At 63.6% G+C, this 16,285-nt stretch carries 15 protein-coding genes and 2 tRNA genes; 2 read left to right on the top strand and 15 right to left on the bottom strand.

The window, feature by feature from the left end; all coding sequences use genetic code 11:
- Positions 1-97: 97 nt before the first annotated feature.
- From rplI to rnr, 6 genes are all read right to left on the bottom strand, one after another.
- On the bottom strand, positions 98-544 hold the full coding sequence (rplI, locus tag JVX91_RS01795; RefSeq protein ID WP_205337749.1) for a 50S ribosomal protein L9: 447 nt from the start codon (positions 542-544) through the stop codon (positions 98-100).
- Positions 545-565: 21 nt separating this feature from the next.
- Positions 566-1,435: a hypothetical protein gene (locus tag JVX91_RS01800; protein ID WP_205337750.1), complete on the bottom strand. Its 870-nt coding sequence runs from the start codon at positions 1,433-1,435 to the stop codon at positions 566-568.
- Positions 1,436-1,469: 34 nt separating this feature from the next.
- Complete coding sequence (rpsR, locus tag JVX91_RS01805) at positions 1,470-1,700, bottom strand: 30S ribosomal protein S18 (RefSeq protein WP_003095634.1); 231 nt, start codon at positions 1,698-1,700, stop codon at positions 1,470-1,472.
- A gap of 29 nt (positions 1,701-1,729) precedes the next feature.
- On the bottom strand, positions 1,730-2,146 hold the full coding sequence (gene rpsF, locus JVX91_RS01810) for a 30S ribosomal protein S6 (RefSeq protein WP_205337751.1): 417 nt from the start codon (positions 2,144-2,146) through the stop codon (positions 1,730-1,732).
- 203 nt (positions 2,147-2,349) lie between these two features.
- The gene (gene rlmB, locus JVX91_RS01815; RefSeq protein WP_205337752.1) at positions 2,350-3,102 is read right to left on the bottom strand and encodes a 23S rRNA (guanosine(2251)-2'-O)-methyltransferase RlmB; all 753 of its coding nucleotides are present in this window, start codon (positions 3,100-3,102) and stop codon (positions 2,350-2,352) included.
- Positions 3,099-5,828, bottom strand: coding sequence for a ribonuclease R (gene rnr / locus JVX91_RS01820; protein ID WP_205337753.1), 2,730 nt, complete (start codon positions 5,826-5,828; stop codon positions 3,099-3,101). The genes rlmB and rnr overlap by 4 nt, the downstream gene beginning before the upstream one ends.
- A 205-nt stretch (positions 5,829-6,033) precedes the next feature.
- On the opposite strand from rnr, the gene JVX91_RS01825 reads away from it, so the two are divergent.
- Together JVX91_RS01825 and JVX91_RS01830 are read left to right on the top strand one after the other, a co-directional pair.
- Positions 6,034-6,120, top strand: a tRNA-Leu gene (locus tag JVX91_RS01825).
- Between the two features lie 147 nt (positions 6,121-6,267).
- Positions 6,268-6,354: transfer RNA gene (locus tag JVX91_RS01830), tRNA-Leu, on the top strand.
- 142 nt (positions 6,355-6,496) lie between these two features.
- Here the strand turns inward: JVX91_RS01830 and JVX91_RS01835 are convergent.
- From JVX91_RS01835 to miaA, 9 genes are all read right to left on the bottom strand, one after another.
- Positions 6,497-8,431 (bottom strand): methyl-accepting chemotaxis protein, encoded by a 1,935-nt coding sequence (locus tag JVX91_RS01835; RefSeq protein WP_205337754.1) that lies wholly within the window; start codon positions 8,429-8,431, stop codon positions 6,497-6,499.
- Positions 8,432-8,579: 148 nt separating this feature from the next.
- Positions 8,580-9,875: an adenylosuccinate synthase gene (locus tag JVX91_RS01840; protein ID WP_205337755.1), complete on the bottom strand. Its 1,296-nt coding sequence runs from the start codon at positions 9,873-9,875 to the stop codon at positions 8,580-8,582.
- Between the two features lie 66 nt (positions 9,876-9,941).
- On the bottom strand, positions 9,942-11,120 hold the full coding sequence (locus JVX91_RS01845; protein WP_205337756.1) for an ATP phosphoribosyltransferase regulatory subunit: 1,179 nt from the start codon (positions 11,118-11,120) through the stop codon (positions 9,942-9,944).
- Positions 11,121-11,151: 31 nt separating this feature from the next.
- Positions 11,152-11,337: a DUF2065 domain-containing protein gene (locus JVX91_RS01850; RefSeq protein WP_205337757.1), complete on the bottom strand. Its 186-nt coding sequence runs from the start codon at positions 11,335-11,337 to the stop codon at positions 11,152-11,154.
- Between the two features lie 107 nt (positions 11,338-11,444).
- A complete protein-coding gene (hflC, locus tag JVX91_RS01855) occupies positions 11,445-12,314 on the bottom strand; it encodes a protease modulator HflC (RefSeq protein ID WP_205337758.1) in 870 nt (289 codons plus the stop codon).
- Complete coding sequence (gene hflK, locus JVX91_RS01860) at positions 12,314-13,486, bottom strand: FtsH protease activity modulator HflK (protein WP_205337759.1); 1,173 nt, start codon at positions 13,484-13,486, stop codon at positions 12,314-12,316. Before hflK ends, hflC begins: the two co-directional genes overlap by 1 nt.
- Positions 13,487-13,581: 95 nt before the next feature.
- Positions 13,582-14,883, bottom strand: coding sequence for a ribosome rescue GTPase HflX (hflX, locus tag JVX91_RS01865; protein ID WP_205337760.1), 1,302 nt, complete (start codon positions 14,881-14,883; stop codon positions 13,582-13,584).
- Between the two features lie 12 nt (positions 14,884-14,895).
- Positions 14,896-15,144, bottom strand: a complete 249-nt coding sequence (hfq, locus tag JVX91_RS01870; protein ID WP_017520393.1) for an RNA chaperone Hfq — start codon at positions 15,142-15,144, stop codon at positions 14,896-14,898.
- Between the two features lie 106 nt (positions 15,145-15,250).
- Entirely contained in the window at positions 15,251-16,216 is a 966-nt protein-coding gene (gene miaA / locus JVX91_RS01875) for a tRNA (adenosine(37)-N6)-dimethylallyltransferase MiaA (RefSeq protein WP_205337761.1), read from the bottom strand.
- Positions 16,217-16,285: the final 69 nt, after the last annotated feature.

Genomic DNA, 16,285 nt, shown 5'->3' on the forward strand with positions numbered 1-16,285 from the left:
AAAACAAAGGGCACGGACCGAGATTCGGTGCCGTGCCCATTGTTAGCGGACAGCTTCGTACAGGCAAGCCGTGCGAAACGTCCTAGCGACGGATCGCTTACTCGGCGACTACAACCACGTGCAGGGTTGCATCAACATCCATGTGCAGTTGCACTTCGATGTTGTATTCGCCTACAGCGCGCAGGGCGCCGTCGGGCAGGCGAACTTCGCTCTTTTCCAGCGGGTAGCCGGCAGCCGAAACGGCGTCGGCGATGTCGCGGGTACCGATCGAACCGAACAGTTTGCCTTCGTCGCCAGCGTGGGCGCCGATAGTCACGATCAGTTCGGCCAGTTGGGCAGCACGAGCTTCAGCAACGGCTTTTTTCTCAGCAGCGGCTTTTTCCAGCTCTGCACGGCGCTCTTCGAAAGCAGCGACGTTGGCAGCGGTGGCAGCAGTGGCTTTGCCCTGCGGCAGCAGGTAGTTACGAGCGTAACCGCCCTTTACGTTCAGCTTGTCGCCCAGGTTGCCCAGTTTGGCGATCTTTTCCAGCAGGATGACTTCCATTTGAGTCTTACCTCTTAACTTTTAACCTTCACCGTTCGCAGCTTTCTGGCGCTTCGCCAGACGACCGCGAAAATCAAACAGACTGTCGACTACGGCGACAAGACAGATCACATTGCCCAGTACGAATACCAGCAGGTACAGCGGTGCCAGCCAGAAGCCCGGAAGCTTCTTCAGCGCGGCCAGGCCGTGCCCCAGTGCGATCCCGGCGAACAGCAGCGGGATCATGCACAGCGGCGCCAACATCGTGGCCGCGGGCCCTGCAAAGGGCAGTGCCACAACGCCAACCAACAGCGCGATGGCCGTGCCCGGCGACAGGCGCAAGGCGCGGAATTCGCTGCCAAACCCTTTCGGGTTGTACAGCACTGCTTGCCAATAACGCGCCAGCATCAGGCACAACAGGCTGATCGTCTGCAGCGAGGCTGCCATCAGGCCGGTGATGGTCGGAACCATCTCCGCCTGCAGGGCGGCCATCTGTTCCGGCGAAAGCTTGGCTTCGGCCAGAACCTGCGGCAGCGCCTTGCCGAATGCATCGGCAAGACCCACGACCAACCCGGCCGACACCGTGCTGAGCAGCAGCACGAACACCGCACCGAGCACAACGCTCGCCAGCATCACCTGGTTCCAGGACACCTTGCTGCGCAGAACCTGCGCCAGCACGGCACTACCCATCAGAACCAGACTTACGCTGGGGTCACCCAGGTACCACCAGGCCAGTGCCGGAAGCATCGCCCACACCAGGATGCCAAAGGCATCACCGGCGCCGCGGCGCAACAGCACCAGACTGCCTGCTGCGGCACCGAGCCAGAACAACGGCTGCAGTACCGCGGCTGCGACGACCACCAGGGTCGCCTGCATGCGGCCTCGCATGACAAATTCAGCCAATGCGCGCATGCGATCTATCCATCAATTCCAGTCGACTGCCCGATCAACGGCCGTGGCTGTCGGTGTAGGGAAGCAGGGCCAGGTAGCGGGCGCGCTTGATAGCGGTCGCCAGCTGACGCTGGTACTTGGCCTTGGTGCCGGTGATACGGCTCGGAACGATCTTGCCGGTTTCGGAAACGTAGGCCTTCAGGGTGTTGAGATCTTTGTAATCGATCTCTTTCACGCCTTCAGCGGTGAAACGGCAGAACTTACGACGACGGAAGAAACGTGCCATGTGTGTGGCTCCTCAATACTGGTCCGGGATTACTCGTCAGCGCTGTCGCGGCTATCATCGCCGTCAGCGGACTCGCCCTCGTTCGATTCGGGACGCTCACGGCGCTCACGGCGCTCGTTGCGGCTCTCTTCGGCCTTCAGCATTTCGGACTGGCCGGTAACGGCTTCGTCGCGACGGATGACCATGTTACGGATCACGGCGTCGTTGTAGCGGAAGTTGTCTTCCAGCTCTGCCAGGGCCTTGGCGGTGCACTCGACGTTCATCAGAACGTAGTGAGCCTTGTGCACGTTGTTGATGGCGTAAGCCAGCTGACGACGGCCCCAGTCTTCCAGACGGTGGACTTTGCCGCCGTCTTCTTCGATGGCCTTGGTGTAACGCTCGACCATGCCACCGACTTGTTCGCTCTGGTCCGGGTGAACCAGGAACACGATTTCGTAATGACGCATAAATGCTCCTTACGGATTGCAGCCTGCCGACTAAGCGGTCAGACAAGGAGTGAATGATTTTTTCCTTGCCGCTCGGAAGGACGCGCAAACGCCTGCCCGGACGACAAGGGCCGACATTCTAGAGAAGCGCGCCGGGTGGCGCAAGGAAAACTGGTGAAACTTTGAACAGCGCGAGGCGGCACAGGCCGCCTCGCGTGGGGACGTCAGGCGCCGGCCTTGAGCTGGCGCTGGCGGACGATCTCGAACAGGCAGACGCCGGTGGCCACCGAGACGTTCAGGCTGCTGACGCTGCCCTGCATCGGTAGCTTGGCCAGATAGTCGCAGTGCTCGCGGGTCAGGCGGCGCATGCCCTTGCCCTCAGCCCCCATCACCAGCACGGTCGGTCCGGTGAGGTCGAGCTCGTAGAGCATCTGGGTCGCCTCGCCGGCTGTACCGACGATCCACAGGCCACGTTGCTGGAGTTTCTCCAGGGTGCGCGCAAGGTTGGTAACCGCCACTAGCGGGATCACCTCAGCGGCGCCGCACGCGACCTTACGCACGGTGGCGTTGAGGGTCGCGGACTTGTCCTTCGGCACGATGACCGCCAGCGCGCCGGCCGCATCGGCGGTGCGCAGGCAGGCGCCAAGGTTGTGCGGATCGGTGACGCCGTCCAGCGCCAGCAGCAGGGCTGGGCCGGTGGAGCGCTCCAGCAGCTCCTCCAGCATGTTCTCGCCCCACACCTGGCTCGGGCTGACCTCGGCGACCACGCCCTGGTGCACGCCTTCGGCCCACTCATCCAGTTCCTTGCGGTCGCGCGTGCCCACCGGCACGCGGACCTGGCCAGCCAGCTCGACCAGCGCCTGGACGCGCGGATCATGCCGGCCTTCAGCCAGCCAGAGCTGCTTGACCCTTTTGGGGTGGTGGCGCAGCAACGCTTCTACGGCATGGACCCCGTAGACCTTTTCCCACTGACTCATTTCTTCGCCTTACCCTTGCCTGCCGGAGCGCCAGTCGATGCACCCGCCTTAGGCTGCGACGCCCCCTTGCGATGCTTGGTCGATTTGCCAGAGCGGGCCTTCTGTTTCGAAGGATTGCGCGGCTTACCCGCCGCAGGCCCACCCTTGCCTTTGCCAGCGGCAGGCTTGTTGCCGCCGACCTTGGCCTCTTCGAGCAGCGCTTTCTTCACTTCGCGGCTCTTGCGCACATCGGTATTGCCAAGCATTTCCTCAGCCTTGGCGAGCATCTCCGGCGCCACCGACGGCAGCGCCTGGACCACGCCAACCCTGCGCTTGCGCGGCTGCACAGCGACATCTGGAGCGAGATACGGATCGTCCGCGACGGCACGAGGAGCCTTGGCCGGCTTGTCCTTCGCAATCACACCCTTGGGCGCCTTGCCCTTGGCCGCTTTGCCCTTGGCGACCGGCTCAGCCTTCTCGCCGCGCTTCTTGCGGCCGATAGGCGCGCTGAGCACGTTATCCGAGAGTTCGAAGTCGATCTTGCGCTCGTCCAGGTCGACACGGGCAACCACCACTTCGACGGTATCGCCAAGGCGGAAGCTGCGGCCGGTACGCTCACCTGCGAGGCGGTGATGCACGGCGTCGAAGTGGTAGTAGTCGCCCGGCAGCGCGGTGACATGTACCAGACCTTCGACATAGATATCGGTCAGTTCGACGAAGATACCGAAGCCGGTCACTGCGGTGATCACACCCGGGAAAGTCTCGCCCACGCGCTCGCGCATGAACTCGCACTTCAGCCAGTTGGTGACATCACGGGTCGCTTCGTCGGCGCGGCGCTCGGTCATCGAGCACTGCTCGCCCAGTTGCGCCAGACGCGCCTCGTCGTACGGATAGATGCGCGCCTTCGGCATGCTCGCCGCCCCGACGCGCTGCACGTGCTCCGACGCCGCCTTGGAGCGGATCAGACCACGAATGGCGCGGTGGGTCAGCAGGTCCGGATAACGGCGGATCGGCGAGGTGAAGTGGGTGTAGGCCTCGTAGTTCAAGCCGAAGTGACCGGCATTCTCCGGGCTGTACACCGCCTGGCTCAGCGAGCGCAGCATCACGGTCTGGATCAGTTGCAGGTCCGGGCGGCCCTGGATGGACTCCAGCAGCTTCTGGTAATCCGCCGGGGTCGGGTCGCCCTTGCCGCGGTAAAGGGTCAGCCCCAGTTCGCCGAGGAACTGGCGCAGGTTGTTCAGTTTCTCCTGCGGCGGGCCGTCGTGGACGCGGTACAGCGCCGGAATGCCGTGCTTCTCGAGGAACTTGGCGGTGGCCACGTTGGCCGCCAGCATGCATTCCTCGATCAGCTTGTGCGCATCGTTGCGCTGGGTCGGGCGGATCTCCGAGATCTTGCGGTCCGCGCCGAAGACGATGCGGGTTTCCTGGGTCTCGAAATCGATGGCTCCGCGCACATGGCGCGCGCCGACCAGGACCTTGTACAGGTCATACAGCGTGTTGAGGTGCGGCACCACCGCCGGCAGCTGTTCCTTCAGGCGCTGGCCTTCGGGGCTGTCGGGGGTTTCCAGGTACTGGCTGACCTTGGTGTAGGTCAGTCGCGCGTGGGAATGGATGACCGCCTCGTAGAACTGGTAGTCGGTCATCTTGCCGGCCTTGGAGAGATTCATCTCGCAGACCATGGCCAGGCGATCCACCAGCGGATTCAGGGAGCACAGGCCGTTGGAGAGAATCTCCGGCAGCATCGGAATCACGCGCTCGGGGAAGTACACCGAGTTGCCACGCTTGGCCGCTTCTTCATCCAGGGCCGAACCGACCTTCACATAATGAGAGACGTCAGCGATTGCGACGAACAGCTTCCAGCCGCCGCCCTTGCGCTTCTCGGCATAGACCGCGTCATCGAAGTCGCGGGCATCCTCGCCGTCGATGGTGACGAAAGGCAGGGCACGCAGGTCAACGCGTTTTTCCTTGTCCTTCTCCAGCACTTCAGGCTTGAGCTTGGCCGCTTCCTTCTCCACGGCCTCGGGCCAGGTGTGGGGAATGTCGTAGCTGCGCAGCGCAACTTCGATTTCCATGCCCGGCGCCATGTAGTCGCCGAGCACTTCCACCACTTCGCCCTGGGCCTGGCGATGCACGCTCGGCCAGACATCGATGCGCACCTGGACGAACTGATTGTGCTTGGCCTTGCCAGCCTTGCCCGGTGGGATCAGCACTTCCTGCTGGATCTTCGGGTTATCGGCCACGACCGTACCGATGCCGCTTTCATCGAAATAGCGGCCGACGATGGTCTCGTGGGCGCGCTCGACCACTTCCACCACGGCGCCTTCGCGGCGACCACGACGGTCGAAGCCGGAAACGCGCGCCAGGGCCCGGTCACCATCGAATACCAGGCGCATCTGCGTCGGGCTGAGGAACAGGTCGTCGCTGCCATCGTCGGGGATCAGGAAGCCAAAGCCGTCGCGGTGGCCAGCGATGCGGCCGAGAATCAGGTCGAGCTTGTCCACAGGCGCATAGGCGCCACGGCGTGTATAGATGAGCTGGCCGTCGCGCTCCATGGCGCGCAGACGACGCCGCAGCGCTTCTTCCGACTCTTCGCCGGAGAGGCCGAGCTCATCGAGCAATTGGGCCCGCGTGGCGGGCGCGCCGCGTTCGGCGAGGTGCGCCAGAATCAGTTCGCGGCTGGGAATAGGGTTGTCGTATTTTTCCGCCTCGCGGGCGGCCTCGGGATCGAGGTTTTGCCAATCGGCCATTAAAGTGCGGTCACCTTATATATAGGGGTATGGTTCGCCATCTGCTTATTGAAGCGCGAAATCCGCTCGTCGGTCAGCTTTGGGCAAGAATAAATTTTTTATCGCATCAGGGGTTTACAAGCGAAAACGCTCTCCGTATAGTTCGCGCCCACAGCGTCAGACAGACGTTGTAACACGGAAACGATGAGCAATCATCGACTCCAGTGCCCAGGTGGCGGAATTGGTAGACGCACTAGGTTCAGGTCCTAGCGGTGGCAACACCGTGGAAGTTCGAGTCTTCTCCTGGGCACCACTTATTCAAGGATAAAGTCAGTCACTGACAGATTTTATCCCGGCGGGTTCGGAACCCTGATAACCGAACGATAGACCGCCCGATGCAACCCAAGGTTGCATCACCGCAAGACGATGAGCGATCATCGCACCCCATGCTGAAAAGCATGCCCAGGTGGCGGAATTGGTAGACGCACTAGGTTCAGGTCCTAGCGGTGGCAACACCGTGGAAGTTCGAGTCTTCTCCTGGGCACCATCTTCAAACGAAAAAGCCGAGCACTGCTCGGCTTTTTCGTTTTCGGCTTTCTGCCATCCGGAACCCAACGTACTCCGTCCGCGATGGCTTCCGGCGCGATGCGGACCTATCGCGGACAGGGTCCGCTCCTACAAAAATACCTTCAAGCCTTGAACTGCCCCAGACTGGCGCGCAACTGCTCCGCCAACCCATCGAGCACGCGCCCACTGCTGGCCGTCGCACTCACCGCCTCCGCTGCGCGACTCGCCTCAGCATGGATCACCTCGACCCGGCCACGCACCGCCGCAGCGCCAGCCGCCTGCTGCTGCGCCGAATGGGTCGCCGCCTCGATGGCACCATGCACTTCCTCCACCGCACTCTGCACTTCACGCTGCAGCCGCTCGCTATCCTGCAACGCGGCCAGCCCCTGAACAGCCTGCTCACGAGCCTGCCCGATAGCGGAGACTGCCTCCCGCGCCCCTTGCTGCAACGCACCGATATGCGACTGGATATCGCCAGTCGACTGCTGGGTCTTGCTCGCCAGCGCCCGCACCTCGTCCGCCACCACGGCGAAACCGCGCCCACTTTCACCCGCGCGCGCCGCTTCGATGGCGGCGTTCAGTGCCAGCAGGTTGGTCTGCTCGGCGATGCCATGGATCACCGAGAGCACCACTTCGATCTGCTCGCTTTGCCGCGCGAGGCGCTCGATCACGCCAGCGCCGCTCTGCACGCGCGACTCCAGGGTTTCGATCAGGCCACCGACCTTGCGGGCAATGGCTGCATTGTCCTGCGCCGCCTTACGGATCTCGCCGACCCGCGCCAAAGCTGCCTGCATGGAGCGGCTTTCCATTTCCGCTTCCGCCGCCATCCCGGAGAGCGCCTCCAGGCTGCCCGCCACCTCGTTGCGCTGTCGATCCGCCGCCGCCTCGGCGCTGGCACTGCGACTGGCCAGCGCGGCAATTTCACTGCCGGTCTGCTGAGCGACCTGCCCGGCCTCTCGCACGATGGGCTGCAGCTTGTCGACGAAGCGGTTCACCGCCGTCGCCATTTCACCCAACTCGTCGCGGCTGTCCAGGCGCACCCGGCGAGTCAGGTCACCCTCCCCGGCCGCCAGGTCATTCAATGCGTTGATCAGCAGACGCAGGCGATTCACCACACGATGACCGAGCACGATCGCCAGGCACAGCAGTACGCCCAGCCCGACCAGCACCAACCCCATGCCGATCCGCCAGCGCAGCGTGCCGGCCGCTTCTTCGATGGAAACCTTCGCGCCCTGGCTCATGCCTTCTGCGGCTTGCTTCGCCGCCTGCAGGCGCGCGGTCAGCGCCTTGGTGCTATCGGCGGCAGCGCCGGCCAGGCTGTCGCCCACCAGTTGATCGCCGCTGGCGACCAGGGCGGAGAAGCGCTGGTCCAGCGCAGCAATCTGCTTCTCGATGGCATCGGTGGAAACACCCAGACGCACCTTGCCGATTTCCACGCCATTCGGGCTGATGGGCGCCTCGACGAGAAACACCGAGCTGTCATGACTGGCGGCTTCCAGCACCTTGTCCAGGGCCCGCTCACCCTTGCCCTTTTCCAGCAGCGCCTTGACCCGTGCGTCCTCGCGATTGAGATAGCGCGTCAGGTGCTGCCCTTGCGGATCGTCATAGATCACGAACAGCACATTGGGATTGCTCTGGGCGCGGCGCGCATAGTCGGAGAGCGTCGGCACATCGTTGTCCCACATGGCCTTGGGCGCCACGGCAGCCAGCAGTTGCGCCAATTCGGTGGCGGACTGGCGCAAGCCCTGCTCCAGACTCTGGCGCAGTTCGCCCTGCTCTTCTTCGAGGCGAGCTGAAAGCGCTGACCCCAGCCGTTCACGAGTGCGGGCCGACAGGTCGTTCAGACCCGTGGAAACTTCCTTGCCCGCCTGCTCCAGCTCGCCAGCCAGGCGTTGCGATTCGTTACCCAGGTGCGCACCCAGGTTGTTGACCAGCCCATCGACCGTGGTGCGGGTTAGCCAGAGGGCGATGACCAGCTGCACCAGAAGCGCGATTCCGAGGGCGATGAAAGCGGGGCGCAGCAGGCGGCTGCGCAGGAGAGACAGGACGGCGGACACGGCGGGCTTCCTCCGGTAGGCAACGGATCTCTGGCGCAGACAGCGCGCCGATCCGTTTCACCAGCAAAGCGCGTGCCGAGCCGCAAACCGCGGAGGACAGAAACGACAACGGGCCGCATGAGCGGCCCGTTGCGGTACAGCGTATGGATCAGGCGAACGGGTGGCGCAGGACGATGGTCTCGGCGCGATCCGGGCCGGTGGAGATGATGTCGATGGGCGCACCGACCAGCTCCTCGATGCGCTTGATGTAAGCACGCGCATTGGCCGGCAGGCCGTCCAGCGACTGGACGCCAACGGTCGATTCGCTCCAGCCCGGCAGGTCTTCGTAGACCGGCTGCAGGCCGATGTAGCTGTCGGCATCGGTCGGGGCGTCGGTCAGCAGTTCGCCATCGGCGTTCTGGTAGCCGGTGCAGATGCGCACGGTTTCCAGGCCGTCGAGGACGTCCAGCTTGGTCAGGCACAGGCCCGACAGGCTGTTGATCTCGATGGCGCGACGCAGGATGACGGCATCGAACCAGCCACAACGACGGGCGCGGCCGGTGGTGGCGCCAAACTCGTGACCAACCTTGGCCAGGCGCGCGCCGACGTCATCGAACAGCTCGGTTGGGAACGGGCCGGAGCCTACGCGGGTGGTGTAGGCCTTGGTGATGCCCAGGATGTAATCCAGGAACAGCGGACCGAAGCCCGAACCGGTAGCGGTGCCGCCAGCGGTGGTGTTGGAGCTGGTGACGAACGGGTAGGTACCGTGGTCGATATCCAGCAGCGAGCCCTGAGCGCCTTCGAACATGATGTTCTCGCCGGCACGACGCAGGTCGTGCAGAGTCGAGGTCACGTCGGCCATCAGCGGACGCAGCTCTTCGGCGTAGGCCATGCACTCATCCAGGGTCTTCTGGAAGTCGACGGCCGGCTCCTTGTAATAGTTCTGCAGGACGAAGTTGTGGTAGTCCAGCAGCTCGCCCAGCTTGGCGGCGAAGCGTTCGCGGTGGAACAGGTCGCCGACGCGCAGGCCGCGACGGGCCACCTTGTCTTCGTAGGCCGGGCCGATGCCGCGACCGGTGGTGCCGATCTTCGCGTCGCCACGGGCCTTCTCGCGAGCCTGGTCCAGGGCTACGTGGAAGGACAGGATCAGCGGGCAGGACGGGCTGATGCGCAGGCGCTCGCGCACCGGTACGCCCTTCTCTTCCAGCTTGGCGATCTCGCGCATCAGCGCATCGGGTGCCAGCACCACGCCGTTACCGATCAGGCACTGCACGCCTTCGCGCAGGATGCCCGACGGAATCAGGTGCAGTACGGTCTTCTCGCCTGCGACGACCAGGGTATGACCGGCGTTGTGGCCGCCCTGGTAACGCACCACGGCAGCAGCCTGGTCGGTCAGCAGGTCGACGATCTTGCCTTTGCCCTCATCACCCCACTGGGTGCCCAGGACTACGACATTCTTACCCATAACTCTTGTCCCCATCGTGGATGTTCGGTGCCGGCCGCGGCCGGCGAAAACTCGAAGTGGCGCACCTCAGAGCGCGACCACCTGCCAATTGCCATCGCGAGCCAGCAGTTGCTGGTCGCAGCCCGCTTCGGTGGCCGAAGCCGCATCCTGCCCGGGCAGCGCTTGTACGACGCGCACGCCCTGACGGCGCAACTGCTGCACCGCCTGCCACAAGCCAGCCCCATCGGCCGGCGCCCAGACTCCAGTGCGCGGCTCATCGAGCTGGGCGCGGCCGAGAGTGACCAGGGTCTTGAGGTCGGTAGAGAAACCAGTCGCCGGACGCGCACGGCCGAAATCGGCACCGATGTCGTCATAACGACCGCCCTGGGCGATGGACTCGCCAACGCCAGGCACGAACGCGGCGAACACCACGCCCGTGTGATAGTGATAGCCGCGCAATTCGCCAAGGTCGAAGTACAGCGGCAATTGCGGGAAGCGCGCAGCCAGCGAATCGGCGATGGCGGTGATGTCGGCCAGCGCGGCCTGCACCGGAGCCGGCGCACCCGCGAGCACTTCGCGCGCTTGATTCAGCACATCACGGCTGCCGCACAGCTCGGCCAGCGCACGCAGCATGCCGGCAAGTTCCACCGGCAGGCCTTCGGTCAGTGCAGCAACTTCATCCACGGCCTTGCGCTGCAGGGCATCGAAGAGCAGTTGCTCGACTTCGCCGGACAGTCCGGCCGCCTGCGCCAGGCCACGGTAGATGCCGACGTGACCGAGGTCCATGTGCACGTCCGGCACCTGGGCCATCTCGAGCATGTCGAGCAGCAGGCTGATGACTTCGACGTCACCGGCCGAACCGGTATCGCCGTAAAGCTCGGCACCCAACTGGATCGGGCTGCGCGAGGTGGCCAGCGCACGCGGACGGGCATGCAGCACGCTACCGGCGTAGCACAGGCGGTTCGGACCTTCGCGACGCAGGCTATGAGCGTCCATGCGGGCGACTTGCGGCGTGATATCCGCGCGGAAGCCCATCAGGCGCCCGGAAGCCGGGTCGGTGACCTTGAAGGTACGCAGGTCCAGATCCTGGCCGGCACCGGTCAGCAGGGATTCCAGGTATTCGATATGCGGGGTGACGACGAACTCGTAGCCCCAGCGCTGGAACAGGTCCAGCACCTGACGGCGGGCTGCTTCAACGCGCGCCGCCTCCGGTGGCAGCACTTCTTCGATCCCATCTGGCAGTAGCCAGCGATCTACCGTTGCCATGTCGCCTCTCCCCTTTCAGCCGGGCGGCACTTCAATGAATGCAGTAAAGAAGGATGGTGCCGAGCAGCATGCTGCCCAGCCCGATGAGTCTCAGACTGCGGTCGCCAAGGCGCCCGAGCCCGCTCACGGCGTCGCGCCAACCACGCGGATACAGGAATGGAAGGATGCCTTCCAGCACCAGCAACAGACAGAACGCTTTGCCGAATTCCTGCCACATGGCTCTCGTAGATCATTCTCGCGGACGCAAAAAAGCCGGGATTTCCCGGCTGACCCATGATAACACGATTTCTCCGGCGGGCGCTGCCGCCCGCCGGAGAGTTTGACTCAGGGTTTAGCTTTTTCCAGATAGCGGAAGAACTCACTGCTGGGATCAAGCACCAGCACGTCCTTCTTGTCCGCAAAGCTCTCGCGGTAAGCCTTGAGGCTGCGGGTAAAGGCGTAGAACTCCGGATCGGCGGTGTAGGCCTTGGCGTAGATCGCCGACGCCTTGGCATCGCCGTCACCACGGGTCTCTTCCGATTCGCGATAAGCCTCGGCCAGCAGTACGCGGCGCTGACGATCGGCATCCGCACGGATACCTTCGGCCAACTCGCGACCCTTGGCACGGTGCTCACGGGCTTCCCGCTCGCGCTCGGTGCTCATGCGTTCGAACACGCTGCGGTTCACTTCCTTGGGCAGGTCGATGGCCTTGACGCGAACATCGACCACCTCGATCCCCAGCTCTTTCTGCGCCATGCGGTTCAGCGAAGCGGTGATATCACCCATCAGCGCATCACGCTCACCCGACACCACTTCGTGCAGGGTGCGCTTGCCGAACTGGTCACGCAGGCCGGCTTCCAGACGACGGGACAGACGCTCGTCGGCAATCTGCTTCATGCCGGAAGTCGCGGTGTAGAAGCGCTCGGCATCGGAGACGCGCCACTTGGCGTAGGCGTCGACCATCACCGCTTTCTTCTCCAGCGTGAGGAAGCGCTGGGTCGGCGAGTCCAGGGTCAGCAGGCGGCCGTCGAACTTGCGCACCGTGTTGACGTAGGGAATCTTGAAGTGCAGGCCGGGCTTCACGTCCGGCTCGACCACGCGACCGAAGCGCAGCAGCACGGCGCGCTCGGTCTGTTGCACCACGTAGACGCTGCTCCAGACGGCAACAGCAACCACCACACCCGCGATGAGGGCGATCAGGGACTTGTTACTCATCAGCGGCTCTCCCGGGTACGCGTGTCACGCTGCTGCAGGTCGTTGGCGACCCGCGAACCGATATCCGGCGTGCTGCTGCTCGCGCTGGGTGCGCTGCTTGGAGCTGCCGAACCACGGCCGTCCATCATCTTGTCCAGAGGCAGGTAGATCAGGTTGTTCTGACCCTGCTGGCCGGTGACCAGCACCTTGCTGGTCTGGCTCAGGACGTCCTGCATGGTGTCCAGGTACAGACGCTGACGGGTGACCTCCGGAGCCTTGTGGTACTCGCCGGCCAGCTTGGCGAAGCGATCCGCCTCACCCTGGGCGCGGGAAACCACTTCGTCGCGGTAGCCGTTGGCTTCCTCGATGATGCGCTGCGCCTGGCCACGGGCTTCAGGCACCACGCCGTTGGCATAGGCTTCGGCCTGGTTCTTCTCGCGCTGCTCGTCCTCGCGGGCACGGATCACGTCGTCGAACGCTTCCTGTACTTCACGCGGCGCGGCGGCGCTCTGGATGTTCACCTGGGTCACCGTGATACCGGTCTTGTAGGTATCGAGGAAACGTTGCAGGCGATCACGCACCTCGGTGGCCATCTGTTCACGGCCCTCAGTGAGGATCTTGTCCATGGTGGTGGAGCCGGCCACGTGGCGCAGGGCGCTTTCGGTGGCGTGCTGCAGGCTCACTTCCGGCTGGTCGACGTTGAGCACGAAGTCCTTCAGGTTGCTGACCTTGTACTGCACGGTCAGCGGAACCTCGACGATGTTCTCGTCCTCGGTGAGCATCTGGCCCTGCTTGCTGTAGGCACGCTCGCGGGTGACGTTCTCCTGGAACTTCTTGTCGATCGGCGGGAAGTAGATGTTCAGGCCGGGGCCCACGGTCTCGTGGTACTGGCCGAAGCGCAGGATCACTGCCTGCTCCTGCTCGTCCACCACGTAGATGGCGTTGTACAGCCACAGCACAGCGAGGATCGCCAGGCCGATACCGAACAGACCGAGACTACCGCCCCGACCACCGCCGCCACCGCCCGAACCATTGCCGCGCTTGGGTTTGCCAAAAATTCCGTTCAGGCTGTCTTGCAGCTTGCGGAAGGCCTCATCCAGATCAGGAGGACCCTGGCGACCACCACCACGGCGTCCACCCCAGGGGTCCTGGTCGTTCTTGTTCGAGTTGTCACCCGGCTCATTCCAAGCCATAGCGCTCTCCATCTGATAACGCGAAAACGCGCCTACGGCGCGCCCACCTATGCTACCGAATGCCCTTTACCCTGCCAAAAGCAGAGTGCCAGGCTTTATTGCAAAGTGTGTTGCGCAATGAACTCTGCCGGCTGCCAGCCTTCGCGGCTCACCAGTCGGTTCAACTCGACACGCGGCAGGCGAACCTGCAAAACGGCGCGTCCATGTTCATCATGCCCCTCGGACTGTACAGCACCCAGCTCGAAGAACTGAGCCCGAAGTCGTCCCAGGCGTTGCGGAAGGCAGAGCGTCCCTACGAAAAGATCTTCCCCCAGCAACTCGGCGACCGCCTGCTCCAGAAGTTCCAGCCCACGCGACTCACGCGCCGACAGCCAGACACGCACCGGCTTGCCGAGCTCGTCGCGCTGGATCATGGGTTGCATGTCCGGCAGCAGGTCGATCTTGTTGTACACCTCGAGCATCGGCAACTCGTTTGCGCCGATTTCCTGAAGCACCGCCAGCACCTGTTCGATCTGCGCATCGCGGTCCGGCTCGTGCGAGTCGATCACATGCAGCAGCAGATCGGAGTTGCTGGACTCTTCCAAGGTAGCCCGAAACGCCTCCACCAGCTTGTGCGGAAGGTGACGAATGAAGCCCACGGTGTCGGCCAGCACGATCGGTCCCAGATCATCCAGCACCAGTCGGCGCAGGGTCGGGTCGAGGGTGGCGAACAACTGGTCGGCCGCATAGACCTCGGAAGTGGTCAGCGCATTGAACAGCGTGGACTTGCCGGCGTTGGTGTAGCCGACCAGAGATACCGCCGGAATCTCCGCGCGACGACGGCCGCGACGAGCCTGCTCGCGCTGGCTGCGGACCTTTTCCAGGCGCGACTTGATCTGACGGATACGCCCACGTAGCAGGCGACGGTCGGTTTCCAGCTGGGTTTCACCCGGGCCGCGCAGGCCGATACCGCCTTTCTGGCGCTCAAGGTGAGTCCAGCCGCGGATCAGGCGCGTGCTCATGTGTTCGAGCTGGGCGAGCTCCACCTGCAGCTTGCCCTCGTGGGTACGGGCGCGCTGGGCGAAGATATCGAGGATCAACCCCGTACGGTCGAGCACGCGGCATTCGAGCGCTCGCTCGAGGTTGCGCTCCTGGCTCGGCGTGAGGGTGTGATTGAAGATGATCAGCTCGACCTTCTCGGCGCGGACGAGGTCGTGCAACTCTTCGACCTTCCCGCTACCGATAAGGTACTTGGCTGAGGGCTGATGGCGCGAAATGCTGATGAAGGCTACGGATTCCGCGCCAGCCGAACGAGCAAGTTCCTGGAACTCCTGCGGATCTTCGCGCGCCTCGGGGTCCTGACCTTCCAGATGGACCAGAATGGCCCGTTCCCCACCACCCGGGCGCTCAAAGAACAAGGCGGACTCCCGTCAAACGTTGCCCGGCTCGGCCGGTTGATCACCGGTGGGCAGACGCACGGGGCGGCTGGGGACCACGGTGGAGATCGCATGCTTGTAGACCATCTGGCTGACAGTGTTCTTCAGCAGGATGACGAACTGGTCGAAGGATTCGATCTGACCCTGCAGCTTGATGCCGTTGACCAGGTAGATGGAAACCGGAACGCGTTCTTTGCGCAGGGTATTGAGGTAAGGGTCTTGTAGCGAATGCCCTTTTGACATATGCCGCACTCCTTGTAAGGGTAAAAAACTGATTTAGTAGTAGTCGAATTTGGCTTAACGCCGTCCTGAACCCCAAGGATAGACGGCCGGAATTAAGGTCTCGAGCCTATATGGAGACCGCCTCAAGGTATTTCAAGGCACGCGGCAAATTGTCGCTAGCCTGGCTGTCCAACCAGTGTAGATCGCTCCAGCTCCGCAGCCAGGTGAACTGGCGCTTGGCAAGCTGGCGCGTGGCGATGACGCCGCGCTCTACCATCTCAGCGTAGGACAGTTTGTCCTCAAGGTAATCCCATACCTGTCGGTAACCCACCGCTCTAATGGACGGTAGCCCCGCGTGCAAGTCAGTCCTTGCGCGAAGGCGTTCGACCTCGGCGATGAAGCCCTGTTCCAGCATCTGGTCAAAACGTTGCGCGATACGCGCGTGCAACACCTGGCGCTGCAGAGGCGCAATAGCCAGATGGGCCACAGTATACGGTAATTGTCCACCGCCTTGCGCGCCGAAACCCGCATTTTCACTCGCCTGCCGCAGTCGGTGTGCAGTCATGGACATACCGCTCACACGGTAGACTTCCAGGGCACGGATGAGGCGCTGGGGGTCGTTGGGATGGATGCGCGCCGCCGACTCCGGATCGACGCGGGCCAGCTCCTCGTGCAGGGCACCCCAGCCTTCGGCAGCCGCCCAGGCTTCCAGCTCGGCACGCACAGCGGGATCGGCGCTGGGCATGTCGGCCAGGCCTTCCAGCAACGCCTTGAAATACAACATGGTGCCGCCGACCAGCAGCGGAATGCGACCGGCCGCGGTGATCTCGGCCATTGCCGCCAGGGCATCAGTGCGGAATTCAGCTGCCGAATAGGCTTCGCTGGGGTCGCGGATGTCGATCAGGCGGTGCGGGAATTCGGCCAGCACCTCGCGGGAGGGCTTGGCGGTGCCGATGTCCATGTCGCGGTAGATCAGCGCCGAGTCCACGCTGATCAGTTCCACGGGCAGCAGGCGCGCCAACTCCAGCGCCAGGTCGGTCTTGCCGGCGGCGGTGGGGCCCATGAGGAAGATCGCGGGAGGACGGGGGGACATCGGGAGCTCGTTATTGCGCGTTGCTGAATCGATTGGCGCGCAGTTTACTGCACTTTCCTGAACGCAACC

The sequence above is a fragment of the Pseudomonas sp. PDNC002 genome (assembly GCF_016919445.1).
Lineage (GTDB): Bacteria > Pseudomonadota > Gammaproteobacteria > Pseudomonadales > Pseudomonadaceae > Pseudomonas.

Coding starts and splice junctions, on each gene's coding strand:
- rplI (WP_205337749.1), bottom strand. CDS start 544: ATGGAAGTCATCCTGCTGGAAAAGATCGCCAAACTGGGCAACCTGGGC.
- JVX91_RS01800 (WP_205337750.1), bottom strand. CDS start 1,435: ATGCGCGCATTGGCTGAATTTGTCATGCGAGGCCGCATGCAGGCGACC.
- rpsR (WP_003095634.1), bottom strand. CDS start 1,700: ATGGCACGTTTCTTCCGTCGTCGTAAGTTCTGCCGTTTCACCGCTGAA.
- rpsF (WP_205337751.1), bottom strand. CDS start 2,146: ATGCGTCATTACGAAATCGTGTTCCTGGTTCACCCGGACCAGAGCGAA.
- rlmB (WP_205337752.1), bottom strand. CDS start 3,102: ATGAGTCAGTGGGAAAAGGTCTACGGGGTCCATGCCGTAGAAGCGTTG.
- rnr (WP_205337753.1), bottom strand. CDS start 5,828: ATGGCCGATTGGCAAAACCTCGATCCCGAGGCCGCCCGCGAGGCGGAA.
- JVX91_RS01840 (WP_205337755.1), bottom strand. CDS start 9,875: ATGGGTAAGAATGTCGTAGTCCTGGGCACCCAGTGGGGTGATGAGGGC.
- JVX91_RS01845 (WP_205337756.1), bottom strand. CDS start 11,120: ATGGCAACGGTAGATCGCTGGCTACTGCCAGATGGGATCGAAGAAGTG.
- JVX91_RS01850 (WP_205337757.1), bottom strand. CDS start 11,337: ATGTGGCAGGAATTCGGCAAAGCGTTCTGTCTGTTGCTGGTGCTGGAA.
- hflC (WP_205337758.1), bottom strand. CDS start 12,314: ATGAGTAACAAGTCCCTGATCGCCCTCATCGCGGGTGTGGTGGTTGCT.
- hflK (WP_205337759.1), bottom strand. CDS start 13,486: ATGGCTTGGAATGAGCCGGGTGACAACTCGAACAAGAACGACCAGGAC.
- hfq (WP_017520393.1), bottom strand. CDS start 15,144: ATGTCAAAAGGGCATTCGCTACAAGACCCTTACCTCAATACCCTGCGC.
- miaA (WP_205337761.1), bottom strand. CDS start 16,216: ATGTCCCCCCGTCCTCCCGCGATCTTCCTCATGGGCCCCACCGCCGCC.